Here is a 23,966-nt window from a genome sequence, read left to right as displayed (position 1 = left end):
TCAAGCCACCGACCTGGCTGGCGAGAGCCTCTTAACCGTCACTGCACCACAGGCTGTCACTTCCCTGTACAGGAGACAACCTGCTTTACATGCCATAAGACAGCGCATGCACCAAATCAGTACAGCAAATAGGGAGTTAAACAATGAGCCTTAAAGAGAAACTTTTAGATAAATCAAACTTTACCCGTCGTACGTTCCTCAAGGGAGCGAGTGTAGCCGGCGCAACAGCAGCATTATACGGCTGCGGCGGAGGCGGAGGCGGCAAGACTCATATGGAAGAGGACATCACAGTTGCGGTGCCTAAAATAACAGAATCAGTTGTGAAGGGAGCCGCACCTCATAACTGTGGTGGAAGATGTGTTTCTAAAGTTTATGTTAAAGATGGGGTAATAAAAAGGATTGTCACAGATGAAACGCCTGATCGTAATATTGTGAATGGTGACAGTACGGATTTACCTCAGATGAGAGCTTGTATACGTTGCCGCTCGAATACTCAAAGGATTTACCGTAAGGATCGTATCCTTTATCCTATGAAACAGACAGGAAACAGAGGCGATGTTAACGGTTTTGTAAAAATCTCATGGGAACAAGCGGCAACCGAAATTGCTACTAAACTCTCAGCTATTAAAGACAAATACGGCGCAAAATCTTTAATTAGTCATTATGCTTCTGGTGATGGTTCAGAGGTTGCTGGTGCCGCTGCCTGCGCATCTCGTTTACTCAATCTAATTGGCGGAGAAATGATATACCGCAATGATTACAGCTGGCCTTCACTTGAACATACAAGCTGGTTCTTTTTTGGACAAAATTTTTATTTCCCTCCTCAAAAAACCAGACAAGATGCTTTTGATGCTGATGCGTTGTTTATTTGGAGCGGAAATTTTGCTGAAAGTATTTGGGGTACCAATACAGCGTGGTATATTCAGCAGATTAAAGAAAAGGGCACAGAGGTAGTTGTCGTAGACAGCCGTGTTTCTCAGACTGTTGTTTCTCATGCCAGCTCACATGTACCCGTTCTTCCCGGAACAGATGCTGCTCTGATACAGGCTATGATTTATGAGTTGATTGTGAACACATGGAATACTGATGGTACTTTGAAATCAGATCCATGGCTGGATGCTGAGTTTATTTTAAAGTACACTCATGGTTTTTTTGATGATAAGGCTTTCGACTTATATCCTGCAATAGCCAAAACATACCATGGAGAGGTTGATAGGACTACTAAGTATATTGTTCAGAACGGTTCTTCTCTCAGTGCTTATGTAATGGGAACCGATGATAGGCTTGTTCGTGCAGGGCTTAACGGAAATACGTCAGTATATCCCGATAAAATAGGTTATAACAACTACAATGCCTATGATCCGAACGATAACCTTAAAGATGCTCTTGTTTTTGCATATGGTAAAATTGCTAAAACCCCTGAATGGGCGGAGCCTATTTGCGGGATATCTGCTGCTAAAATAAGAGAATTAGCTAAAACATTTGCTAAGAAAAAAGTAACTATGTGGTTAGGTGGTGGTTTTCAGAGGCAGTCAGAAGGCGAATACGGAGCTTTGCACTGCTACACTCTTGGCGTTATAACAAAAAACTTTGGTGAGCCGGGAAGACATGTAGGTATATACACCGACAGGCAGCCGTTGTCTTTTGGTATATCTTTCCCCACCGGCACCAATGCCGCATACGCCGACTTCACAGGAATATATGATTTAAGCAAACTTACAGCTCCAGATTATACTCCTGTCGTTACAAGAGCATCTTTCCCTGTTTTTTTGTGGCCGGACATAGCTAAATATGGTGGTACGGGCAAATCAATGTGGAATGACGGGCAGGTTAAGAAATTTCCTACCGCAATAAAAGGAATGCTTAATTTCGGTGGAAACGCCCTTGTCAACCAATGCGGTGATTACAACAAAGTTGTTGAAATAGTTCAAGATAGAAGCAATATTGAGTTAATTGTTACCGCAGATCAGTTCATGACGGGTTCAGCAAAATTTTCAGATTATATCCTTCCTGCTGCTACTGCTTTTGAGAAAGAAGGTGCTTGTTCGGGATGGCTTGCCGGGGATGTACTTATATGTATGAATAAGGCAGTGGAACCTCTTGGTGAAGCATTACCAGATTATGACATTGTTGCAAAGATTGCCGACAAGCTGGGGGTTCTTCAAGCATATACAGAGGGCAAAACTGTTGATGATTGGAGAAGGCAGGCGATAGAACCTTTGCTTACTGCTTATAATGCACAAATGACTTACGAAGAATGGAAAGAAAAAGGGATCTTTCACATGGATTCAAGCTATGGCAAATTTGATCCTTTGGCTCCATACAGAAATGATCCGTCAGCTAATCCTCTTTTGACCCCCACTGGAAAGTTTGAAATTTATTCACAGGCAATGGTGGAGGATTACGAAGCAAGGTATTACGATAATAATGATGCAAGAGTTACTCTCGATGGTCCTTTGCATGACGGAAAAACAACAGGGAAGTTCGTATATGCTATTCCAATGTTTATACCCATGCTTGAAGGAGAATTTGCAAACGGAGAGCATCCTGATCCTCAAAACGTCAAGACAGAGTTCCCGTACTGTCTTAACGGATGGCATATTTATTACCGTTCACACTCAACTCACGCCAACAATGCCTATTTGAACGAAGTTTTCAAAAAAGATGTATACGGAAATAGTTCATATATGGATCCTGAACGTGAAGTTGGAGAGGTTTGGGACGACTCTGTTTACGAACCGATATGGATGAACCCAGAGGATGCAGGCAAAAAAGGCATTTTTACTGGAGACAGGGTAATTGTTGAGAGCCCGAGAGGCTCCATATATGCAACAGCGGTTGTAACTCAAAGAGTAAGGGAAGGCTGGCTTGCAATGGGGCAGGGCGGTTGGGCTAACGGTGACAACGCTAAAGGGAAACCTGATGTTGGCGGAGCAATTAATGTTCTTACTAAACGTCGCCCTGCGAGGATATGTCAAGGCATGACTCTTGGTGCAGATACCCGTGTAAATATAAGAAAAGGATAGGCGTAGGAGAATAACATGTCTAAACAATTAGCATTTTACTTTGATCAAACCAGATGCATGGGTTGCAGCACCTGTGTTGTGGCATGCAAAAGCTGGAATAATGTAAAACCCGGCAAAGCAAGCTGGAGAAAATTAAGTAGCAAAGAAAGCGGAACTTTTCCTGATGTGAAGATATTTAATCTCGTAATGTCATGCAACCACTGCGCCAATCCCGCATGTACGGCGGCTTGTCCCGTGGGTGCTATCTACAAGCGCGACGAGGATGGCATCGTAATAGTCAACCGTGACCTCTGCCAGTCCATCAAGGCCTGTGCTGTTGCGTGCCCCTACGGCGCACCTCAGTTTGCCGACGATGCAAGCGAACCTGTAAAACAGGCAAGCTGGGCAGTGGCTCACCCCATGCAGAAATGTACCATGTGCTGGGACAGACAGGCAGAAGGGCTTCAGCCTTCATGCGTAGCATCCTGTCCTCAGCGTGCGCTTGATTTCGGCACAGCCGAGGAGATAGCGGCGAAATATCCCACAGCGGTTCGCACTGTTGTAGGCTTCCCGCAGACCGACAAGGACTCCAACGGCAACACGCTTAAGTCCGGCGACACTGTACCTTCGATATTCTTTAAACCGAAGGCATAAGCTAAGCTACTTATAAGAAACGATGTGCGGCGGGGGAATCCTCTTCCGCTGCACATTTTCTTTACTTTTTTTGCGTTATTTTACCTTGATTTAACTTTCGCTGGGGCATATTGAGATAAAGATGAAATAATGCAAAATAAGGCAGGGTTATGATAATCGACATACGAAGAGACAATCTGGACAGGATAATCAATGAAGATTTTAGAAATGACGCAGAGAGATACGTCCGTATGTACGAGGACTTCATGGCTGCCGCTGAAGGTTCGGGAATCAGCATAGACAGGACGCTTTCCTCAAGTGGGTTTACTTATAAGGAAAATGTGGAGAATGTGTCCGGGGTCAGCAGCTCCGGCTTCGGACACAGCCTTCACTACGGTGAAGTTTCGCCTGCCTGCGCTAACTGCCGAACAGGCCACCTGTCAATGACGGTGTTCCATACACTCAAATGCAACAGAGACTGCTTTTTCTGTGCGAATATGAATCAGGATGATTATGAACACTATCTTGAGAACGTGAACGATGCGTTCGCCGAGATAGAGGCCGCAGACGGGGGAATGGGTTTTACGTCAATAGCGTTGACCGGGGGGGAACCCCTTCTGCTGCCTGAAAAATCCATAGAGTTTTTTGAAAAATGCCGTGCTAAATATCCCAAAGCCCATCTCAGGCTTTACACAAACGGCGACTACCTCACTCCCATGCTGGCAACGAAACTCACGAACGCAGGTCTTGATGAAGTGCGTGTGAGCGTAAAGGCGGAGGGCGACGGCTATCCGCAGGAGACAGTGGAGATAATCCGCAATATCGCAGGTATAATTCCCAGCGTGATGGTCGAGATGCCCGTTATTCCCGGAACCCTTGAGACAATGAAGCGTCTGCTTGTGGAACTGGAAGATGCGGGTGCGGACGCAATCAACATTCTTGAATTCCTTTACCCCTGGGTAAATTCTGAAAAATATGCCAACAGAGGCTTCAAAGTGAAGCCCAGACCCTACAGAGTGCTTTACGACTACGAATATGCAGGCGGTCTGCCTGTTGCCGGAAGCGCCGAGGAGTGCGTCGAGCTTTTAAAGTTTGCCGCTGAGAAGCAGCTTAAAATGCGTGTTCACTTCTGCTCCCTTGAAAACAAGCTCACTTCGCAGGTTTTCATGCAGAACAGCAGCATTCAGCCCATGGAGTATGAAGTCATGTCCGAAAGGGACTTCTTCATAAAATCCGCCAGAGCCTACGGCAGAAATGCGGTTAAAGCTGAAAAATATCTCAGCAGCAAAGGGCTTCCGTTCTCTAAGAACGGAATGCAGATAGAGTTCCATCCCATGCATATAAAAGACATTAAAGGACTCACCGAAGCGGCTCTCACATACAACATAGCGGAGTTTGACGACTGTTCGCTTATTGTCAGAGAGGTTAAGGTGGATCTGATAGATCCGGAAAAATTTGATTATTCAGCAGATATATGAGGTGAATCATGGATGTAGTTGAAATCGTTAACGTTCACAGAGGACGCAACGTTGCCTTCAATGTTTTTTCGAAGGTTTTTACGGATGTTCCGTCTGACCAGACCGATAAATTTTTTGCTGTTACAGCCGGACATATGGCTTCAATTGCGGCTTCATCCTGCAACTCAAGCCTGCTGAACGGCGCAGGACTTCTTTCTGCCGTTTACGGCACATCGGACTTTGAGAATGCAGATATGGAATCCACACGTCTGGCCAGAAGCAGAGACTTCACCAAACTGTTCGCTCTGAACGAGGTATCGCTTTATGAATCGGTGTATGTTTCACCTGAAAAACTGATAAAGCAGGATGCGTGGAGCGAGGTTAAGGCTTTCTATCTCAGCAACTTTTTCAAGCGTGTTGATGACGACAGAACAATTGAGGATCACGTTTCCATGGAGCTTCAGTTCATGGGGCTTCTGAGTAAAAATATAGCCGACAGCCTTGAGGCCGGCGACTTTGAAAAAGCCGAATCAGCACTTAATGCCCAGCTGGACTTCTACAACCTCCACATTCTCAGGTGGGTGCCTGAGATGTGCGACAAGGTGATAGCTGAGGGTGAAAAGCTCGGAACACTCTTCTATCCGGCATATGCGCATATGCTGAAAGGGTTCATTGAGGAGGATTCGGCGTTTCTGAAAGAAATGACAGAGTAATATATGGGAATTGTCGAAGGTATCGTAGGCCGACTCAGCGAATGTATGGTTATAGACAGCGCCGCCTGCTCAAGGGTCAGGCATAAGCTGTCGGGCTGTACGAAATGTACGGATATCTGCCCTGCGAATGCCATCCGGATAACATCTGCCGGAGGCAAGGTTGTGGTGGACTGGGACAGATGCACTGCATGCGGTCTCTGTGCGTCCGTATGCCCGAACAGGGTTTTTACGCTGAAACTTGCCGACCTCGGCAAACTTATGAACAAGGTAAGACAACAGATAGCAGAGGACGGGGAATGCAAAGTCTCCTGTAGGGACAATAATGACGCTGCCGCGCATATACGTTCCCTGTCCTTTGCGGACAGACATATGCTTGTGAGATTTGCCGCAATGGGGGCAGGAAGGATCATTCTTGAACATGGGGATTGCGGCAAATGCTCCAGAAACTGTCTGGCTGTGGTTTCGGCCGAAGCGGAAAAGGCCGACAGGATATTTGAACTGGCGGGCATGAACGTCCGCACCGAAATACAAAAATACGAAGAGAAACCAAAGAGAGCCACTGCCGCAGACAGACTCAAAGGCGGCGGAGAGGAACTGACCAGACGTGAGTTCTTCGGCTTTATGCGCACCAAAGCAAAGCGCACAATAGGCGAAACCCTGTATTCGATGACAGAGAACGAAAAGGAGCGTCAGCGCACCATTCTGGCATCGGAAAGAAAGGGCTATGAAGATTATATTGCAAATTTACTGTCGCTGGGCGGCAGTCAGCTTATACAGCGAATGAGGGGGGAGGGCCTTCTTGTCACTGTTGACATTGATTCGGAAAAGTGCAGAAAGTGCGGAATATGCGCACGGGTCTGCCCTATGTCCGTGTTCACACTGACCAAAGAGACAATCAAGGGAAGGGAGTATACGACAGCGGTTACGGCAGATCCGGACAAATGTTCCGGCTGCGGACTCTGTATGACCTCCTGCATGTACGACGCCGTTAAGGCCTACAGACTTTAATCTAAAAAAGGGGAGAGGGCAAAACCCTCTCCCCGTCTGTTTTACAGTAAATCGAAAACAGCCTGAAGAACTTCGAGGAACGTCATGTTGGATATGGAGACCCTGTATCCGAACGATGCCGTGTGTGCGTTTATGGATGTGACAGTGCCCGAATCGCCTGACACAATGGCCATTGTTTTGTGGCAAGAGCCGCAAGCGACCGCTCCGGGTCCGTTCACCGTCTGATCTGCGGAAAGGAGTGTTCCGTCGGACTGTTCGGAACCGCTTACAACACCGCCCACAGCGTTTGTCTGGCTGGGAGCTTCATATGTGCCGCTGTCGTGGCATACCGTACAGTCTTTGATATAGTTGGGATACTTGATGGTGAACGAGTCGTATGCCGCAGTTGTTGGCTGTTCTGCGTGGATGGCATGCAGATAGGAGTCGATGGATCTGGACTGCTGTGCATAGTGTCCTGCCGCCGAACCTGAGTTGTGGCATATTCTGCAAGTATCGACATTGCCGATGGCAGTGTGGCCGTGTGCACCGGATGAATCCTCGTTCAGGTGAATGGCTATGCCGTTTGCACCGGAGGGGGCTACGGATGTGTGACATGCATCGCACTTGTCGTTGTTTGCAACTGCCGTGCGTGCCGTAACCGCTGAGCCGTCTATGTTGAACTCTTTTGTAACGCTGGTGACGTATGCGTTCTCGCCGTCCACAAACGGGATTCCTATGATGCCCACTATGCCTTTTGTCACCTCATAGCTGGTGATATTGGCAGTTTTCAGGGCTATTGTCGTGGTGGCCTTTCCTGTTGTTGAGTTATAGGTCGTGTAGCCGGATGTGGAGGAACTGGTGGTTGTGAGATTGGTTTTGGTGTACCCGTCATATGCCACAACATCCTGAGTTCCGAATCCGTAGTAGCCCACAAGTATCCTTACGCCGTCGGATTTTGCGATACCGTCAACAACCCTGTCTGTGTAGCTCTGCATAAAGATGGGTTTTGTTGTGTCGGCTGTCTGTGTAACGTCAAGGAAAGTGTCGCCTGTGGTATAGGTTCCGCTCTCATCGTTGTCCGTAAATGCGCCCCATACAACCGATATTTTGCTGTTAGCAGTATCCACGGTTATTTCGGGAGTATAGTAGACAATGTTGTGTGTTCTCGCTTTTTCAACACCTGTGTGCAGGTCTGCAAAGGTGGGTGCTATGCCTGCGGCGTTGCTGTGGCAAGTGGTACAGGTTGTTGCCGTGCCGTATGCCGTGTGGTCTATTGCCGAGGGCAGGTCATCAAAAGAACTCCAGCCGTCGTGACAGGTCATACAGACTTCATAGGTGAACTGCGAGTCATCTGTGGCGGCTTCAAGGCTGTCGTCAGAGTTGTGACAGGTCACGCAGTTGGCCAGCGACTGGGGATAGTGTACGCTGAAGCTTTTCGAGTTGACGGTTTTGTATCCGGCCTCAGCTTCCCCGGAACTGTGGATGCCGTGTACGTATTTCATAAAGTTTTTGCCGCTTCCGCTGTCATATCTGGAGTGGCATACGATACAGGATTCAGCTCCTTTGGGTGTTGAACCGTGGTGATAGGCGTTTGTTGCTTTGTTTGTGCCGTACTGCCAGATGAAATCCGAGTGACAGGTCAGACAGCTCTCATCGGTTATTGATGTATTGGGCGATGCTGGGTAATTTTCAACGACCTCAAAGTTGTTGGTGTTTGTCGCCCCGCTGTTGCCGTAAGAAAGCCAGTATCTGACGTTTGTGGTCAGCAGGTTTATCTTCGCTGTAAGTGCCGTGTCGGCTGAGATGTCTATGACCGATGTGTAGGTTCCGTTTGCGTCCGGCCCTGTTGTTGTAACATAAGAGTCGATGCCGTATCTGTTGTATCCGCTGTTGGCAGAGTCATAGAAATAGAGTGAACCGTGTCTGAGGCCTATGGCATCGGTACGGTTTACGCCGTCCTTTGCGGCCTTGAACGTCACTGTCGCCGTTGTGGCGGAGGTTACGGTGAGGGTTGCTCCTGTGGCTTCATAAAGCCCTACAGTCACTTCGTGCAGTTCCGCTGAATCGTGGCATACCGAACAGGATTCGGTGTTTGAAACTGTCTTTGTTGCGGCTGTGAGCTGAGCTTCAAGCTCGGCTATGGCCTCTTCGTATTGTGCAATGGTTATTTCCCCGCTCTCAAGCTGAGCCTTCAGCTCTGCAATGATCGCATCTGTGTCCGCATCCGCTCCGTCTGCGCCGTCGGAACCGTCCTTGCCGCAGCCTGTCAGCAGAGCCGAACAGGTGAAAGCGATGAGGATAATGAATAAAATCCGCTTCAGCATATAGTTAGCCTCCTATTAAATTAACTCCCTCTGATACCGAATCAGGCAAAAGAATACCAACCTCCTGCAAAATTTCCTTCTCCGGCACTGTTGTTCAGGAGTGTGTCGCCGTTGGTTCAATATGCGGATGATAAGATAAAAAGGTGTTGATAATATGTTGGAATTAAAGGGTTTTACTGTGAACAGGCCGCAAACGGGTGATAAAAAAAAGAAACCGGCCTTTTGGGCCGGTTTGCTGATTTAGTTGAACTGATAGCCGCAGACCTTGTGGGAACCGCTGTAATAGTCCTGCCAGCCGGTTGCCTGTGTCTGTATCATCTGTGCCACTCCTTCCACAGTCTGGGAGATGGCGATCGACTGAGCGTATTTTTTGACACTGTCGCTGAGGGTGGCAAATCTTATGAGAGCCACTATCAGATCGCCCATCCTGCTGTTGGTGTCGCCGCCCATTTTGTGTCCGGCGATGGATATATCGAATTTTGACGCATATTTATAAGCCAGACTTGCTGAAGAGGCCGCAAATCCCCACCATGAACCGCCCACGAGTGTCTGCTGGGCAACTATCTTAACAAGATATGCCGCATCGCTGATGGCCGACTGGGTAAGTGCCGCTCCGGGACGCTGATACCAGTGGATGTTCCAGTGGTCGGCCACCTGACCGTGTATCGCCCATTCCGTCAATGACAGTCTTATTCCCCTGCCGAATCTGGGCGTGCGCAGCTGGTTCCACGGAGAACTGTTGCAGAAGCCTTTTGTGGTTCTTGTGTCGACCTTTTTTTCATATGGGGTTCTGACCGACAGAATTGTCGTGCCGTCCTTGCTTTTCCCAGATGTTGAGAAAAGATACGTTCCGCTTCCGGAGGAGCAGGTGGAGTCATCGCCCATGGATATTATGTTGCCGTCACCGTCGTGGAGACAGGAGGAGCCGTATTCGCTGCCTGCGCTGAGGTTGTCCAGATCCTCGCTGTAGCGGTGGGTGTAGTATTCGTAGTCTCCGTCCAGTGCGGCCGATGATGTCACCAGCGGAATTATCAGCGATGCTTCGGGCATAACCGAATCGATGGCCATCTGGCATTCCGCATTTTCTGTCTCTTTAGCCAGTCCCTGAATATCTCCCAGTGAGTCTGAGAGTGATTTTGAGGGGGTGAGTGAAAAAACTATGTCATACGATGGGATATCGTGGTTTGCGAGGTTTTGCAGAAACCACAGAATAAGCCCGAAATCATCTGCCACCTGCGACATCTCAGCATCGGTTATGCTGTGCTCTGTTTCGTAAAGGTGGGTGCTTTCACGGTTATCAGTTATGAAAGTCAGAACGATATTAAGGCCGTAGCTCCACTCCGCATTGGCTGGCTGAACGAAATTCTCCGACAGAAGTGTCTGAATTTCGTCCGAGCAGGCGGAAACAGCCGCACTGTTGTCCTTGGTGAAAATTGCGGGTACGCTCAGGTTAAGTCTTATGAGCGATTTGATATCGCCTGTTGAAGTATAGACCCCGTCCGCAACAGAAACAGAGGTCAGCTGAACCCTGTAGTCTATATCAGCCTCAGTGAACACGTGTGCCCCTGTAAACATGGGGAAGCTGGTCATCACATCATTCAGTTTCTGAATGACCGACGGGTGTGAAACAACATCGGAGACGAACCCGTTTATATTTTTTTCATAGCCTTCCACAGCGTCTGAACCCAGTGTTGCGGTGAGAGCCTCTTTGTCCAGCCCGAAAGCCCAGTTGCCTTCGGAGTTGTCATGGCTGGTTCCTGCCGAATACTCGGAAACTTCCGCCTTTCCGATACGGCCTTTGGATTTTCCGCTGTCAGAGAGCGAGAAGAGTCCGGCAGGGTGAAAGTCGACCCCGTAGTGCTCTTCGGGTTCGGGAAGTGCTGAGTATACTTCGTTGTTCTGTGACGATGAGGATGACGAACCGTCCCCGCATCCGCTTAAAATAATGGAGAAAAAAATTGCAGAAACTGCAACCAAATAACGCATGTTTATAGCCATGGTTCACCTCTGATGTTATTATATCACGTTCAAAGGTGGCATGTCGGATTGTTTAAGCATAAAAAAAGAAGCCCGGTAAAAAAACCGGGCTGAGAGTTTTTGAAATTACGAGGCACTTTTTATATCAACGCGTCTGACATCCGTCTTCTGCGAAGGTTTTCTGGGGATTGTGATCGTCAGAACACCCTTTTTGAAGACGGCTGCAACATTTTCCCTGTCGGCGTCCTCAGGCAGGGAGAGCACCCTGCGGAAACTTCCGTATGAACGCTCCATACGGTAGAAATTGTTCTCTTTGGTTTCGGTTTCCTGTTTTTTCTCGCCTCTTATCACCATTGTGTCGGCGGTCATTTCAAGATGCACGTCCTTTTCGTCAACTCCGGGGATCTCAACTGCAATTGTGTAGTCCTTCTCGGTTGCGCTCAGGTCAAGTGTAGGTCTGAAAATATCCGCCTCAAACTCTTTGCTGAACGGGCGGATGCCGAAACCTCTGAAAGCCTGATCAAAAATTCTGTCCATTTCGCTGTGAAGCTGCTGAATGGGGCTGATGCCCTGTTTTTCGTCCCTTGCAAACGGCATGGGTTTGCCCTGTTCCTCTTCTTCCCTGTTAAACCAGTTCCAAGGGATATACTTTTTAACGTCCATGATCTACCTCCTGATATTTCCCTTTTATTTGGTTGTTACATGGTGTTATCCACCCATATCTATAAAATTAAATATGAGTCCGCTTGTGTCAAGTATTTTTAGTGGCCTGAGGGTAGATTTTGAGCGTAAATTATTCTGAGTAAATCATTTTGACGGTCATACCGCCGTCTATGGTGATGTTCTGTCCTGTGATGAATTCTGATGATATGAGAAACTGTACGGCTTTTGCAATGTCCTCCGGTGTTCCGACACGGCCTGCGGGGTGCTGGCTGTGGTCGGTTTCGGCGGGGCTGTATGTTTCGTCGCAGTTTATCCAGCCGGGGCTGATGCAGTTCACCAGAATATCCGGGCCAAGACTTACCGCCAGTGAATGGGTAAGGGCGATTATTCCGCCCTTGGATGCACTGTAGGCGAAGGTGTCCGGTTCCGACTGGAAGGCTCTGGTTGATGCTATGTTGATTATGTGGCCTTTGATCATGCGGGCTGAGGCGTATTTTGCGAAGAGGAACGCTCCGGTGAGGTTGACATCTATGACCCTCTGCCAGTCGGCAAGGGTTGTCCCGTTCAGCGGAAGACGCTTCGGCGAAGCTATTCCTGCGTTGTTTATCAGCGCATAAAGCTCTCCGCACTGCTCAACGCATGCTCTGACCGATGCCTCATCGGCGCACTCGGTTCTTATGAACACCGCTCCGGTCTCCTCTGCTGTCTGTTTTCCTGCGGCCTCGTCAATATCGGCAATGAACACTTTCCGGCCTGAAGCTGTCATATGCCTGACAATGCCTCTGCCGATGCCCTTTGCGCCGCCTGTCACCAGTATGTTTCCCATGTGACAATGATAAGGTATTGCCGCCGTAAAAAACAAGGACTATTATCGTATTATGTTAAGACTTATCATACTTATCCTGTTGATTCCGTTCGCAGTGCACGCCGCCCGTTTTTCGGGTGAGGGGTTCGGTGCGGACAGGGAGACGGCAAGGGCGAACGCCCTGTCGGATCTGGCCTCGCAGCTTTCGGTGAAAGTGCGTTCGGAGTTTTCGCTTTCTGAAAACTCAGCCGGAAAGACGGACGGGCACAGAAGAGTCGATGCCTATTCCGACCTGCCCGTTCTGGGTGCTGAAATAAGCTATTTCGAATCCAAAGGCGGTTTCACCGCTTCGGCTGTTCTGAACACCGAAAAGTCCCTTCCCATGTATGAAAAAGCTCTGAACTCTCTGGCGGATGATATCCGGAAAAATCTGAAAACCGTAGCAGGAACCAAAGGCGAACAGACTGTGGTTGCACTGGAAACAGCTTTTGCAAAAGCCGATAACTATGAAAAAATACTTCCCGTCGCCCGCCTTCTGGGCAGTGAATACAAAAAAGATGAAGACATAAGCTCCGCAGAAATTGCAAAGCTTCTGGAGGCCGTTCAGAGAACAGCGTCCACCTTCGAGGATGCGGCGTTTCTGCTCACCAGAGATATAACGCAGAAAAGTATATACGTTTTTCCCCCTTCCGCTGAGAACAGCCATGAGATAACCCCTTTTGCGGCGGCGGTTCAGTCGGTTTTAAGCGGCAGACTGGCATCCGGAAACTCTCCGGATGCAGCTGATTATCACTTTTCGGGTGAATATACGGTTCAGGGAAAAGAGATAATCCTCACATACAGGCTGGTGAACAGGTGGGACGGAACAACGCTTTATGCCAGAACGGCACGACTTCTTCCTGCGGCTTTCGCTGGACTGGACTATAAACCGAAAACTGCGGATTTCGATGCTTTGCTTTACAGCGGGCTGGCTGTTTCAAATGATTTCAGGGTGGATGTTTCCACGAACAAGGGCAGCAGAAACCTTCTTTTCAAAAGGGCGGAATCAGTTGAGATTCTGGTGAAGACAACCGCACCCGCCTATGTGTACGTTATCGGGCACACTGTCAAAAAAGGCGATAAGCTGTCGTATCTGCTTGAGTTTCAGAATGCGCAGGCTCCCGGAAGATTCATCAGGTTCATAAACGCCGACGATGCGAACAAGTGGGTGAGCCTGGGAGAATTTTCAGTGACAGCTCCCTACGGTGTGGAGAGTTTACAGGTGATAGCATCAGCAAAAGATCCTTCGGATGCCGTTCCGCTTGTGAAGTTTGACGGTAGTTCCGGGCTTTATATAGTGAACCGTGATCCCTCAAAGGCCGTGACCTCCGCCCGTGCGCTGGTCAATTCCGGTCTCAAAAAGCAGGAGAACGCTGTTTCCGAGGCCGTTCTGCTCTTTACAACGGCAGAATGAAATTCTTCGCATACGCTCAGAGTGACATATAAAAAAAGCCCGCCGAAGCGGGCTTTTTGCTGCTATTTTTTCAGTATCAGCTCAAGGTCGATAACAATTCTGACCTCGTCGCCCACAAGAACACTGCCGTTCTCAAGCAGGCCGTTCCACACTATGCCGAAGTCTTTTCTGTTTATAATCGTTTCTGCTCTGCCTCCCAGTCGGGTGTTGCCCCACGGGTCTTTAATGGCCTTTGAGAGGTCAACCCAAAGCACTGTCTCTTTCGTTACACCGTGAATGGTCAGATCGCCTGTAACAGACAGGCTTTTGTCCTTGTTAACGGAAACTCTTTTGGAAACGAATGTGATCTTCTGGTATTTCGCCAGATCGAAAAAGTCTGCACTTTTAAGATGGTTGTCCCTCGCCGCAACTCCTGTGTTCAGCGATGAAACGTCTATAACAGCGGAAACCGATGATTTTGTTATGTCCTTTTCGTCCAGACTGACAACCCCGGTGACTTCGGAGAACATGCCCTGAACGTCGGCTATCATCATGTGCTTAACGCTGAAGAATGCGTTGGTATGGTCGTTGTCGATGTTCCATTCGGTCGCATGGGTCACTGCCGCCAGTGCGAACACCATAAAAAATCCTGATAATATCTTTTTCATTTCGGTTCTCCTGCAATTAACTCGGAAGATCTCCTTAATGTTAAAGTTAGGTCGGCGCATGGAATAGTCAACAGGAAAGGCTTTGGAGGACGATCAGAGTTTTTCATGCTGAAAAAAATGTAAATTTGTCCTGATTCATATTGACACCAAAATCAGATAATGATAATCAGTATCAATAATCCGGCTGCCGAAGTACTCAAGTAAGGTCAATTTCTATGGCTGAAAGGGACAACATGCAGAATTTGAAAATTGAAGAGGAAATAAGATGCCGCAGATGCGGCAGGCTTCTTATGAAAGGGCATGTACGGCTCGTTGAGGTCAAATGCCCCAAATGCGGCTTCATTCAGGTGATAGCTTCTCAGGCCGCAAACAAATAATCCGTTAACCACGGACTTTAACGGCTCTGTTTCTCAGGGCTGTCCGCATAACCAGAGAATCTTAGAATTCCAAAAAACTTACAGGAGATTTTTCACATGACAGGAAAGAAACTGACTGCGTTTCTTGCTGCTCTGCTGGTATCGGTGTCTGCGTATGCGGCGGATGTTCAGCTTAAGCAGAATGAGGTTCTCGTTACGGCCACAAGGTCTGAAAAGGCTGTGGAAGAGGTTCCTATGACCATTTCGGTCATAACGTCAGAAGATATCGCAAAGTCCGGCTCGGCGACACTTGCCGACCTTCTGCGTGACATCCCCGGCGTTCAGCTCTCCTCCACAGGTTCATCGGGTATTTTCAGACTGAGCATCAGGGGCGAGAACGCATCAAGAACTCTGGTAATGATCGACGGCGTTAAGATTTCCGAGCAGAAGTCTATGGACGGCGCACCTCTGCTGGTTGATGTCGCTTCCATCGAAAGGATTGAGGTTATAAAAGGCCCCGCTTCCGTACTCTACGGTTCAGAAGCCATCGGCGGCGTTGTTAACGTCATCACCAAAAAAGGCGGCACAAAGCCCATTCAGGGTTCACTCTCAACAATTTACGACTCAGGAACCAGCGGAACAAGCACATCGCTTTCGCTGTTCGGCTCTCTGGGCGGCGTTTATTACCGGGTTGATGCCACCGACACAGTTCAGGGCGACCGCAAAGACTCTGACGGCGACAAGGTGGACTATACCAAGTTTGACAGCACGAACTACAGAGGCCTTGTGGGCTACAAGAACAAAAATTTCGACTTCGGCGTTGAGCACACTGTCTACCGCTCCGACAACGAGGTTAAGACAGGAATGGAGAACGTGGATCCTTCCGTAATAGGCAACACGAAAATGGAGATGGATCTGCCCGAATGGAACAGGGATAAGACTCAGGCCTATTTTGAATTCAATAACACAAATGCCGTTCTTTCCAGATTCCGTCTGGATGTTTACCATCAGAACACTTTCAAGGAATTTATAAATAACATGTATATGAAGATGTCACCCATGATGCCGGTGATGTCTTATCTCTCCAGAACCAAAAATGACCTCGATTCTGTGGGCTTCAACGCTCAGACGAATCTGGTTTTTACCGAGACAAATTTGCTTATCCTCGGAGCAGAATACATGAAAGACGATCTGGAAGCCAAAGAGAGCATCCAGAACTTCGGACAGACAAGCGCAACGGCTTACAAAAGCGATGCCAACCAGTCTTCAATGTCATTCTTTGTGCAGGATGAGCAGATAATCGCCGGAGATTTCGTTCTGACAGGCGGTCTGCGCTACACCAGAACAGAGACTGAACTTGAAAGCACAAACAAGGGCGGCCAGACCCCAGGCAGTTCCGAAACCGACAGCACAGTGGGAAGCCTTTCGCTTACATATAAAGGTTTTAAAGACACTGTTCTGCGTGCGCAGGTTGCCACAGGCTATCGTACGCCCAACCTTCAGCAGCTCTACATGGGAACCACCCACGGAAGCAGCACACCCACAAAATCCAACAAGGATCTGGATTCCGAGACAAGCACAAACTATGAGCTTGGCGTTAGATACATGGCAAAAGGTTTCGATATTGATGCGGCATTCTTCTACAGCAAAGCGAAGGACTACATCACCACTCAGAAAACTGTGGACTCAACCACAGCCAGCGGCTTTGCCAACGTGTACACCAACATCAACGATGCCACCACAAAGGGGCTTGAACTTGCTCTGGGATACACCGTCAACGGTTTCCGTCCCTACATTGAGGCGACACTGGTCAGCCGTGACTACGAATATGCGACATACAAGACAGAAAAAGTCGGTCTGCCGGAAAGATTTGCCAGATACGGTGTTGAATACTCAAGAGCCTTCGGCAAAAATGTTCTGTTCAATGCCGACCTGTATATGAGATATGCACAGTCCGCCGACACTGAGGATGCCGCAGGTGCAGTCACCACCGACCCCGGCTACAGCACATATAACCTGTCGCTGTCCGGCACATACACTTTCGACAGCGGCCGCAGGCTGATGCTTGCAGCCGAAGCACTTAACCTGAACAACGAAGACTACTATCTGGCAATGGCCACCGAATCACTGGTTGAACCGGGCAGGCATTTTGTCCTGAAAGCCGGAATAGAGTTCTAAGGAGATAACATGACTGTAAAGATTGTTTATGGCTCACGCTACGGTTCCACACGACAGATTTCGGAATGGATCTCCGAGCGGTTTGAGGCAGAGGGCTTTGCAGTCGCAACACAGAGTGCAGCGGATGCTTCTGAGCCGGGCGGGTGCGATCTGGTGCTCCTCGGCTCGGGCATCTATAACCACGGGTTTTTAAAGGAGCTTGAGGAGTACATGGAAAAGTACTCCTCAGAGCTTCAGACCTGCAGAACGGCACTCTTCGGCGTTGCGATGAAAACCGAGCCTATCATGCACAAAGGTAAAAGCCACGGCGGGATCCTGATGCTGGAAAAATATGCCCAAAGCCTCGGCGACAATGTTGTCGGATGCGGAATGCTCCACGGTCAGATGGTATTTCCGACCATGACCGACAGGGACAAAAAGGGCATCGAGCAGTTTTACAAAATGATAGGCCTGTCGGAAACCGAAGCCGCTGACCGCAAGAAACCCAGAACCCTGATGGACAAGAGGGAGTGCTGGACGTTTGCGGAAGAGCTGATAGGCCGCATGGCAAAGGTGAAGGCATGAACGCAGACTGGACGACGAGCCTTACGGAAGAGAAACGCAGGCTGATATTCGGAAACGAGGACGCAGATACGTTTTCAAAGGCATATGACAAAAAGCGCACGGTGCATGCGGGAAGCAAGGGAGAGGCTGTGCCTCCGGAGGAGACTCATAAGGCGTGGATGTACGCAAGCTCCCAGCCCTCGGAGGGTAACAAGCTGGTGTATGTCAACGTGCCGTTCTGCCAGACCAGATGCCTCTACTGCGGGTTCTTTAAGAACCTTGCCAAGGCTGACATGATGGAGGCGTTCACGGGCGCACTGGTGCAGGAGATTCAGACCTCTGCCTCTCTGCCGGTGGTCTCATCCGGCAGGATAAATGCTGTCTACATAGGCGGCGGAACTCCCGGCGCACTCAGCGCAGAGCAGATAGCCGCAATGCTGAACGCCATAAAGGATAATCTGCCGCTGGCAAACGACTGTGAGTTCACATTTGAGACCAGAACCTATCAGCTGACCGACGAGAAGATAGAGGCCTGCCTGAATGCGGGGGTCAACCGCTTTTCTCTGGGTGTTCAGTCTTTCGACACAAAAACCCGCAGATCCATAGGCCGTGTGGATGAGGGCGAGACCGTAATGCGGATGCTTGAGAAGCTGAAAGCTCTTAACGAGGCAACCGTATCCATCGACCTGATGTTCGGACTGCCGTATCAGACCGAGAGCGGTTTTCTGGAGGACATCCTCACCGCAGACAGAATAGGTGTGGACGGAATGGCTCTGTATCAGCTGAACGTGTTCGACGACGGAAGGCTGATGGAGAAGATAAAAGAGGAGAAACTGCCTCCCCCTCCCACAACGGCGGAGCAGTCGGTCTATTTTATAAAAGCCCAGAAGCTGATGCAGCAGCTTGGCTATATGCAGCCATCTATGGCGCATTGGGTGCGGGATACGAGGGACAGAAGCCTTTATAACCGCATGACGAAGCAGGGGCACACAATGCACGCTTTCGGAGCAGGAGCAGGCGGCAGAACCCCTCAGTACGGATATTTCACCCATATGTCGCTGGAACCCTACCTGAAAATGGTTCAGGCGGGACGCAAACCCATCATGGGCTTGAGCCGCAGTCACGAACGTCAGCGGCTCCATAACCTTATCTCAAGCCAGATCGATTGCGGATATCTCCGTGGGGATATGGTGGACAGGGAGGCCGGATTCCGGCTGACGGAGGTTTTCGAACCCCTTATCAGCTCATGGGAGGAGCGCAGACTGGCAGAAAGGGTTGGCTCGTCCATAAAACTCACCCCTCAGGGGCAGTTCTGGTATGTGAACATGGCTCAGTCGCTCATTGATGTGACGGAGCTTTTCTTCAACAGCGAATATACCCCGACGGCGGCAAAAGTGGCCGCTCAGAATTAAAGTTACAGGAGAGAGAAATGACAGCGGAAATAAAGCAGTATCTCAGCGAGAAAAAGGGCGTTGCCACCATCATGGCGGCGAGAGCACTCAGCGTTCCCGAAAGGGAGATTGTCCGTGCTCTGGACGAGGAGTCATTTGAGGTCAGCATCTCGAAGTTCAACGAGGTGATGGACGAGATTAGCACATGGGGCGAAATACTTATGATAGTCTCCAACGGCAGTGTCATTTTCGAGGTGAACGGTGAGCTTCCCAAAGGAAAATACTCCCACGGCATGTTCAACCTCCACTCCGACACATCCCCCATCGGCGGACACTTTATGGCGGATAAATTCGACAGCATCCACTTTGTCAGCAGACCATTCATGGGCAAACAGAGCCTTTCGGTTCAGGTTTACGACAAAGAGGGCAATGCGTCTTTCAAAATACATGTGGGCAGAGACGAAAGCTATGAGCTGAAACAGGATCAGGTTGAGAAGTTCAACGCCCTTAAGAGGAGCATGATGCAATGAAAAAGCTGATAACACTCCTTCTGGTTCTTTTCTGCGGAACGGCATTTGCGCAGATAACCTTTAAAGACCATTCCGGCACAACAATAACACTGGACAAACAGCCTCAGAAGGTTGTTGTGCTCAACAGCTCAAACCTTGAGATGTTCTTTGCGGCGGGCGGAACCCCTGCGGCCTATGCTGTAAGCTCCACAACGCCGGAATATATCGAAAACCGCCTGAAAGGACTGCCCAACGTGGGCAAGGTGGAGAATCCGGATATCGAGCGCATCGTGGCAATGAAGCCCGACCTCGTAATCGGCATGAACTTCCCTTTCCATGTGGCTCTGCGGGGTTCGCTGAACGGAGCTGGCATTAAGATGGCTCTGTTCTCCCCCGTCACTCTGCCTCAGGTGAAGGACACAGTCCGCACCTTCGGCGAGATTGCCGGAAACAAAGCGAAAGCAACAGCCGCAGTGGCTGATATCGAATCTAAAATCAATAACGTTCAGGCTAAACTTAAAGACGTTAAAAAGGTCAAAGTGCTCCTGCTTTACGGCTCACCTGAAAGCTACAGCATGGCAATGCCCGACAGTTATTCAGGCATGATGCTTGAGATGGCCGGCGGCGACAACGTTGCCGTGGGCGCAAAGCCCGAGAAGCAGGGCGGCCCCATGGCCGGTTCGGCAATGTCCAGAGGGTTTGTGCCTGTGAACCTTGAGTATGTGGCGGCCAAGAATCCCGACATGATATTCCTGATAAACCACGACAACAAAACCGAAGCGAAGAACGATTCCGCACTGACAAAGCACCCCGCATGGAGCGGTCTGGCGGCGGTTAAGAACGGCAAGGTGATAAGCCTGCCCTTCGAAACCTACGGCAACAACCCCACCGTGCGCACGGGTGAGGCTGTGCTCAGACTCGCCAGACTGATCTATCCGGAGCGGTTCAGGTGAGAGAATATACTGACAACGATTTAAAACGGCGCCTGACCACGGGCGCCGTTGGTCTGATGCTTTTGACGGCCGGATTTGTCATCAGCGTCATAACGGGAACGGTGGAGATTTCGTTCGGAGAGATGGCGAAGATTCTGACAGGCGTTCAGACAGACGGCATGTATCACGTGCTTATGAATATCCGTCTGCCCAGAATACTCACCGGAGCTATGGTGGGCGTAAATCTTGCTCTTTCCGGAGCTATCCTCCAGTCCGTTCTTAAAAATCCCCTGGCCGATCCCGGCATTGTCGGCGTTACGGCGGGGGCAGGGCTTTTCGCTATGGCGGTGATGATACTTTTCCCTGCGCTTACGCATCTGGTTCCTCCTGCGGCGTTTGCCGGGGCACTTGTCACCTCTCTTGTAATTTACTTTCTGGCCTACGACGGCGGAGCGCACCCCCTTCGGCTTGTTCTGGCGGGGGTGGCTCTGGCCGCCTTCCTCGGTGCGTTCATGTCAACCCTGACAGTGCTCTACAGCGACAGGATTCAGGGTACGGTGAACTGGATGGCCGGATCATTAAGCGGAAAGAGCTGGGTGCATTTTCAGATGATTCTGCCCTATACCCTTGCGGGGCTTTTCGGAGCCGTTGCAGGTTCCAGATATCTCAACATACTGATGCTGGGTGACGACGTTGCCAGAGGGCTTGGGATCTCCGTTGAAAGAGTCAAATTCATGCTGACCATGCTTGCCGCACTCCTTGCGGCTTCGGCTGTCAGCGTGGCGGGGCTTCTGGGGTTTGTGGGACTCATTGTTCCGCACATCACAAGGCTCATAATCGGCTCGGACAACAGGTTTCTGATACCCTTCAGTGCGGTTTTCGGCGGCATAATAGTCATTTTCGCCGACACTGCGGCCAGAACACTTTTCGCCCCCTATGAGCTTCCGGTGGGCGTGGTGATGGCATTTGTAGGTGCGCCATTTTTCCTATATCTGTTGAGCAGGAGCGGACGCTAGATGAGCTTCAATTTTTTTTCATGCGAAAACCTTTCAGCGGGCTACGGCAAAAAAGAAGTGCTGAAAAATATAACATTATCTTTCGAAAAGGGGCAGACGGCCTCTATCATAGGCCCTAACGGTTCGGGGAAGTCAACTTTGCTTAAATGTATGGGCAGACTGATGAAACCCTCCGCAGGATGCGTCTATCTGGACGGAAAATCCATTTCCGCTCTGACCGACAGCAGTATTGCGAAGAGCGTGGGTATTCTGCCCCAGTCTCCCAGTGCACCTGCGGACATTCCGGTGCACTGCCTCGTTGCATACGGGCGCAACCCACACAAAAAGGTGCTTTCAGCCTTCACAAAAGAGGACAAACAGACGGTTGAGTGGGCAATCGAGGCCACAGGGCTTAAGGACAAGCGTTTTGCACGCCTCGGTCAGCTTTCAGGAGGGGAACGCCAGAGAGCATGGATAGCTATGGCACTGGCGCAAAGCCCGAAAATTCTGCTTCTGGACGAACCCACGACCTATCTGGACATACATCACCAGTTCGAGGTTCTGGAACTTCTGGAGAAACTGAACACTGAATGCGGGCTGACTGTGGTGATGGTTATGCACGACCTCAATCTGGCCTCCAGATTCTCCGGCAGGCTCATCGCCATGAAAGACGGCGAGGTCAGGCTGGACGGAGCGGGCAGGGATATCCTCACTGAACAGAATATATACGATATTTTTAAAGTTAAGAGCAGGATAGTCAGTCTGGACGGAAGAACCGCCGCCATGTATATGGGGGTTGCATGATGCTTCTGGAGGTGGACAATATCCGCAAGACATACGGCAAAGTGACAGCCGTTGACGGTGTCAGCTTCTGTATCGGCAAGGGGGAGATATTCGGTCTGCTGGGCGAAAACGGAGCGGGCAAAACAACAACCATAAAAATGCTCTCAACCCTTGCAAAACCCGACAGCGGAAAAATTCTGTTGAACGGACAGGAGATAATGAAAGACAGAAAAGCCACCAGAAAGAGCATTGCCGTGGTATCGCAGGACATGAACCTCGACTATGAGATGACTGTTTTCGAAGTGATGTATGTCTATGCACTTCTGCGGGGCATACGCAATAGTGTACAAGAGATAGATAAAACCATCGAAAGATTCGGGCTGTCTGCAAAACGGGATGCCAAAGTCGGCACTCTCTCCGGCGGTCAGAAAAGGCGGGTCATGGCGGCGAGAGCACTGCTTTCCGGGGCGGAACTGGTCTTTATGGACGAACCCACCGTAGGGCTTGATCCTTCTGTCAGACGGGAGATGTGGGATATCATCCTCCAGATGCAGGCGGACGGCCGCTCAATCCTGCTGACGACCCATTACACCGACGAGGCGGAATACCTCTGCGGGCGGGTTGCCATAATGGAGAAGGGAAGGATAATCAGGCTTGATACCCCGGAAAAGCTCATCGATACGGCAGGGTGTTTTGCGGTGGATGTCAACAGCAGAACCATGCTCTTTCAGGACGGGCAGGAGGCGGACGAATATATCACCGCCGAAGGGCTCACAGGGCTTAAGGTGCGCAGAACAAAGCTGGATGACGTTATGGTCAACATAGGACGTGCGGTATGATTGAAAGTCTGATGGGCACCTATGCGGTTCTCTACCGTGAGATGCTCCTTTTCAAATATAAACTTATGCGGCTTGGATACGTTTTTTACAGCATTTCCACGCCGGTGCTCTATCTTCTGGCGTTCGGACTTGGCTTCGGTTCACGGGTGCAGATCCCCGACTACGGGGCGTTCCTCATCCAGGGGATAGTCTGCATGAGCTCCATGATGAACTCGTTTAACATGGTCTCTGTGTCAGTGGGTATGGGCAGGCTCCACTCGGGAGCTTTTCAGGCCGTGCTTACGTCTCCTGTGTCGGCGGCTGCCGTCATGAGGGGGCTGGTAATCTCCGGCATAGTCAGAGGGCTTTTCGCCTGCACAATGATAACTGTTGCGGGGCTTGCGGTGTTCCATGTTTTCCCTTTCAGCTGGCTTGCGCTTTTTGCCCTGATTCTGAACACTGCGTTCTTTTCATCCGCAGGGGTGATAGTCGGCACTCTGATAAAGGATATGGAGGATCACGCCGTACTCACCAACTTTCTGATGATGCCTATGGCGTTCTTCTCCGGAACTTTCTATCCGGTGGATTTCCTGCCATCGTGGCTGCAGAAGGTCATCTATTTGCTGCCTCTGAGCCACGCAAATGAGCTTATCAGAGCCGGAAGGCTGACTGCTGAGACTTTGCCTTCATTTGCCATTCTGTCGCTTCTGACCGTCACCTGCTTCACTGCAGGAGTGATCCTTCTTGACAGGTATTCTGAATAAAAAAAGCCCGGTTTAGCCGGGCTTTTCCATTTA

General features: G+C 49.8%; 21 protein-coding genes. 16 read left to right on the top strand and 5 right to left on the bottom strand.

Annotated features, from left to right (window positions below):
- Positions 1–143: 143 nt before the first annotated feature.
- The 5 genes from C8D98_RS13305 to C8D98_RS13285 all read left to right on the top strand — a co-directional run bounded on the left by C8D98_RS13305 (position 144) and on the right by C8D98_RS13285 (position 6,816).
- Entirely contained in the window at positions 144–3,026 is a 2,883-nt protein-coding gene (locus C8D98_RS13305; RefSeq protein WP_132874657.1) for a molybdopterin-dependent oxidoreductase, read from the top strand.
- A gap of 15 nt (positions 3,027–3,041) precedes the next feature.
- Positions 3,042–3,659, top strand: coding sequence for a 4Fe-4S dicluster domain-containing protein (locus C8D98_RS13300; RefSeq protein ID WP_132874656.1), 618 nt, complete (start codon positions 3,042–3,044; stop codon positions 3,657–3,659).
- Between the two features lie 149 nt (positions 3,660–3,808).
- Positions 3,809–5,116, top strand: a complete 1,308-nt coding sequence (locus tag C8D98_RS13295) for a radical SAM protein (protein WP_132874655.1) — start codon at positions 3,809–3,811, stop codon at positions 5,114–5,116.
- An 8-nt stretch (positions 5,117–5,124) separates the two neighbouring features.
- Entirely contained in the window at positions 5,125–5,808 is a 684-nt protein-coding gene (locus C8D98_RS13290; protein ID WP_132874654.1) for a TorD/DmsD family molecular chaperone, read from the top strand.
- 3 nt (positions 5,809–5,811) lie between these two features.
- Entirely contained in the window at positions 5,812–6,816 is a 1,005-nt protein-coding gene (locus C8D98_RS13285) for a 4Fe-4S dicluster domain-containing protein (RefSeq protein ID WP_132874653.1), read from the top strand.
- 41 nt (positions 6,817–6,857) lie between these two features.
- On the opposite strand, the gene C8D98_RS13280 is transcribed toward C8D98_RS13285, so the two are convergent.
- The 4 genes from C8D98_RS13280 to C8D98_RS13265 all read right to left on the bottom strand — a co-directional run bounded on the left by C8D98_RS13280 (position 6,858) and on the right by C8D98_RS13265 (position 12,585).
- Positions 6,858–9,119, bottom strand: a complete 2,262-nt coding sequence (locus C8D98_RS13280; protein WP_132874652.1) for a multiheme c-type cytochrome — start codon at positions 9,117–9,119, stop codon at positions 6,858–6,860.
- Positions 9,120–9,359: 240 nt separating this feature from the next.
- On the bottom strand, positions 9,360–11,117 hold the full coding sequence (locus C8D98_RS13275; RefSeq protein WP_165871343.1) for a hypothetical protein: 1,758 nt from the start codon (positions 11,115–11,117) through the stop codon (positions 9,360–9,362).
- Positions 11,118–11,222: 105 nt separating this feature from the next.
- A complete protein-coding gene (locus C8D98_RS13270) occupies positions 11,223–11,759 on the bottom strand; it encodes an Hsp20/alpha crystallin family protein (RefSeq protein ID WP_132874650.1) in 537 nt (178 codons plus the stop codon).
- A gap of 130 nt (positions 11,760–11,889) precedes the next feature.
- A complete protein-coding gene (locus C8D98_RS13265; RefSeq protein WP_132874649.1) occupies positions 11,890–12,585 on the bottom strand; it encodes an SDR family oxidoreductase in 696 nt (231 codons plus the stop codon).
- Between the two features lie 52 nt (positions 12,586–12,637).
- Here C8D98_RS13265 and C8D98_RS13260 point away from each other — a divergent pair, with 52 nt between their 5' ends.
- Positions 12,638–14,017 (top strand): LPP20 family lipoprotein, encoded by a 1,380-nt coding sequence (locus C8D98_RS13260; RefSeq protein ID WP_132874648.1) that lies wholly within the window; start codon positions 12,638–12,640, stop codon positions 14,015–14,017.
- Positions 14,018–14,079: 62 nt separating this feature from the next.
- On the opposite strand, the gene C8D98_RS13255 is transcribed toward C8D98_RS13260, so the two are convergent.
- A complete protein-coding gene (locus C8D98_RS13255; RefSeq protein ID WP_132874647.1) occupies positions 14,080–14,664 on the bottom strand; it encodes a YceI family protein in 585 nt (194 codons plus the stop codon).
- A 233-nt stretch (positions 14,665–14,897) separates the two neighbouring features.
- Between C8D98_RS13255 and C8D98_RS13250 the strand changes: the two genes are divergently transcribed.
- From C8D98_RS13250 to C8D98_RS13205, 10 genes are all read left to right on the top strand, one after another.
- A complete protein-coding gene (locus tag C8D98_RS13250) occupies positions 14,898–15,041 on the top strand; it encodes a Com family DNA-binding transcriptional regulator (protein WP_207891286.1) in 144 nt (47 codons plus the stop codon).
- A gap of 96 nt (positions 15,042–15,137) precedes the next feature.
- Positions 15,138–17,198, top strand: coding sequence for a TonB-dependent receptor plug domain-containing protein (locus C8D98_RS13245; RefSeq protein WP_132874645.1), 2,061 nt, complete (start codon positions 15,138–15,140; stop codon positions 17,196–17,198).
- A gap of 9 nt (positions 17,199–17,207) precedes the next feature.
- A complete protein-coding gene (locus tag C8D98_RS13240; protein WP_132874644.1) occupies positions 17,208–17,762 on the top strand; it encodes a flavodoxin domain-containing protein in 555 nt (184 codons plus the stop codon).
- Entirely contained in the window at positions 17,759–19,153 is a 1,395-nt protein-coding gene (gene hutW / locus C8D98_RS13235; RefSeq protein ID WP_132874643.1) for a heme anaerobic degradation radical SAM methyltransferase ChuW/HutW, read from the top strand. Before C8D98_RS13240 ends, hutW begins: the two co-directional genes overlap by 4 nt.
- A gap of 17 nt (positions 19,154–19,170) precedes the next feature.
- The gene (gene hutX / locus C8D98_RS13230) at positions 19,171–19,662 is read left to right on the top strand and encodes a heme utilization cystosolic carrier protein HutX (protein WP_132874642.1); all 492 of its coding nucleotides are present in this window, start codon (positions 19,171–19,173) and stop codon (positions 19,660–19,662) included.
- Positions 19,659–20,594 carry an ABC transporter substrate-binding protein gene (locus C8D98_RS13225; RefSeq protein WP_132874641.1) on the top strand — a complete coding sequence of 312 codons (936 nt, stop codon included), beginning with the start codon at positions 19,659–19,661 and terminating at the stop codon, positions 20,592–20,594. Before hutX ends, C8D98_RS13225 begins: the two co-directional genes overlap by 4 nt.
- Before the next feature lie 56 nt (positions 20,595–20,650).
- Positions 20,651–21,589, top strand: a complete 939-nt coding sequence (locus tag C8D98_RS13220; protein ID WP_132874663.1) for a FecCD family ABC transporter permease — start codon at positions 20,651–20,653, stop codon at positions 21,587–21,589.
- On the top strand, positions 21,590–22,372 hold the full coding sequence (locus C8D98_RS13215) for an ABC transporter ATP-binding protein (protein ID WP_132874640.1): 783 nt from the start codon (positions 21,590–21,592) through the stop codon (positions 22,370–22,372).
- On the top strand, positions 22,369–23,190 hold the full coding sequence (locus tag C8D98_RS13210; RefSeq protein WP_132874639.1) for an ABC transporter ATP-binding protein: 822 nt from the start codon (positions 22,369–22,371) through the stop codon (positions 23,188–23,190). Before C8D98_RS13215 ends, C8D98_RS13210 begins: the two co-directional genes overlap by 4 nt.
- Entirely contained in the window at positions 23,187–23,933 is a 747-nt protein-coding gene (locus C8D98_RS13205; RefSeq protein ID WP_132874638.1) for an ABC transporter permease, read from the top strand. Before C8D98_RS13210 ends, C8D98_RS13205 begins: the two co-directional genes overlap by 4 nt.
- The last annotated feature ends 33 nt before the right edge of the window (positions 23,934–23,966 follow it).

The organism is Seleniivibrio woodruffii (assembly GCF_004339245.1).
Taxonomy (GTDB): domain Bacteria; phylum Chrysiogenota; class Deferribacteres; order Deferribacterales; family Geovibrionaceae; genus Seleniivibrio; species Seleniivibrio woodruffii.
The sequence above is the reverse complement of the archived record's forward strand: the minus strand, read 5'-3'. Positions and strand labels throughout refer to the sequence as shown.

What these genes read in the sequence shown, in the direction of transcription:
- C8D98_RS13305 (WP_132874657.1), top strand. Translation starts at nt 144, where the DNA reads ATGAGCCTTAAAGAGAAACTTTTAGATAAATCAAACTTTACCCGTCGT.
- C8D98_RS13300 (WP_132874656.1), top strand. Translation starts at nt 3,042, where the DNA reads ATGTCTAAACAATTAGCATTTTACTTTGATCAAACCAGATGCATGGGT.
- C8D98_RS13295 (WP_132874655.1), top strand. Translation starts at nt 3,809, where the DNA reads ATGATAATCGACATACGAAGAGACAATCTGGACAGGATAATCAATGAA.
- C8D98_RS13290 (WP_132874654.1), top strand. Translation starts at nt 5,125, where the DNA reads ATGGATGTAGTTGAAATCGTTAACGTTCACAGAGGACGCAACGTTGCC.
- C8D98_RS13285 (WP_132874653.1), top strand. Translation starts at nt 5,812, where the DNA reads ATGGGAATTGTCGAAGGTATCGTAGGCCGACTCAGCGAATGTATGGTT.
- C8D98_RS13280 (WP_132874652.1), bottom strand. Translation starts at nt 9,119, where the DNA reads ATGCTGAAGCGGATTTTATTCATTATCCTCATCGCTTTCACCTGTTCG.
- C8D98_RS13275 (WP_165871343.1), bottom strand. Translation starts at nt 11,117, where the DNA reads ATGGCTATAAACATGCGTTATTTGGTTGCAGTTTCTGCAATTTTTTTC.
- C8D98_RS13270 (WP_132874650.1), bottom strand. Translation starts at nt 11,759, where the DNA reads ATGGACGTTAAAAAGTATATCCCTTGGAACTGGTTTAACAGGGAAGAA.
- C8D98_RS13265 (WP_132874649.1), bottom strand. Translation starts at nt 12,585, where the DNA reads ATGGGAAACATACTGGTGACAGGCGGCGCAAAGGGCATCGGCAGAGGC.
- C8D98_RS13260 (WP_132874648.1), top strand. Translation starts at nt 12,638, where the DNA reads ATGTTAAGACTTATCATACTTATCCTGTTGATTCCGTTCGCAGTGCAC.
- C8D98_RS13255 (WP_132874647.1), bottom strand. Translation starts at nt 14,664, where the DNA reads ATGAAAAAGATATTATCAGGATTTTTTATGGTGTTCGCACTGGCGGCA.
- C8D98_RS13250 (WP_207891286.1), top strand. Translation starts at nt 14,898, where the DNA reads ATGCAGAATTTGAAAATTGAAGAGGAAATAAGATGCCGCAGATGCGGC.
- C8D98_RS13245 (WP_132874645.1), top strand. Translation starts at nt 15,138, where the DNA reads ATGACAGGAAAGAAACTGACTGCGTTTCTTGCTGCTCTGCTGGTATCG.
- C8D98_RS13240 (WP_132874644.1), top strand. Translation starts at nt 17,208, where the DNA reads ATGACTGTAAAGATTGTTTATGGCTCACGCTACGGTTCCACACGACAG.
- hutW (WP_132874643.1), top strand. Translation starts at nt 17,759, where the DNA reads ATGAACGCAGACTGGACGACGAGCCTTACGGAAGAGAAACGCAGGCTG.
- hutX (WP_132874642.1), top strand. Translation starts at nt 19,171, where the DNA reads ATGACAGCGGAAATAAAGCAGTATCTCAGCGAGAAAAAGGGCGTTGCC.
- C8D98_RS13225 (WP_132874641.1), top strand. Translation starts at nt 19,659, where the DNA reads ATGAAAAAGCTGATAACACTCCTTCTGGTTCTTTTCTGCGGAACGGCA.
- C8D98_RS13220 (WP_132874663.1), top strand. Translation starts at nt 20,651, where the DNA reads ATGCTTTTGACGGCCGGATTTGTCATCAGCGTCATAACGGGAACGGTG.
- C8D98_RS13215 (WP_132874640.1), top strand. Translation starts at nt 21,590, where the DNA reads ATGAGCTTCAATTTTTTTTCATGCGAAAACCTTTCAGCGGGCTACGGC.
- C8D98_RS13210 (WP_132874639.1), top strand. Translation starts at nt 22,369, where the DNA reads ATGATGCTTCTGGAGGTGGACAATATCCGCAAGACATACGGCAAAGTG.
- C8D98_RS13205 (WP_132874638.1), top strand. Translation starts at nt 23,187, where the DNA reads ATGATTGAAAGTCTGATGGGCACCTATGCGGTTCTCTACCGTGAGATG.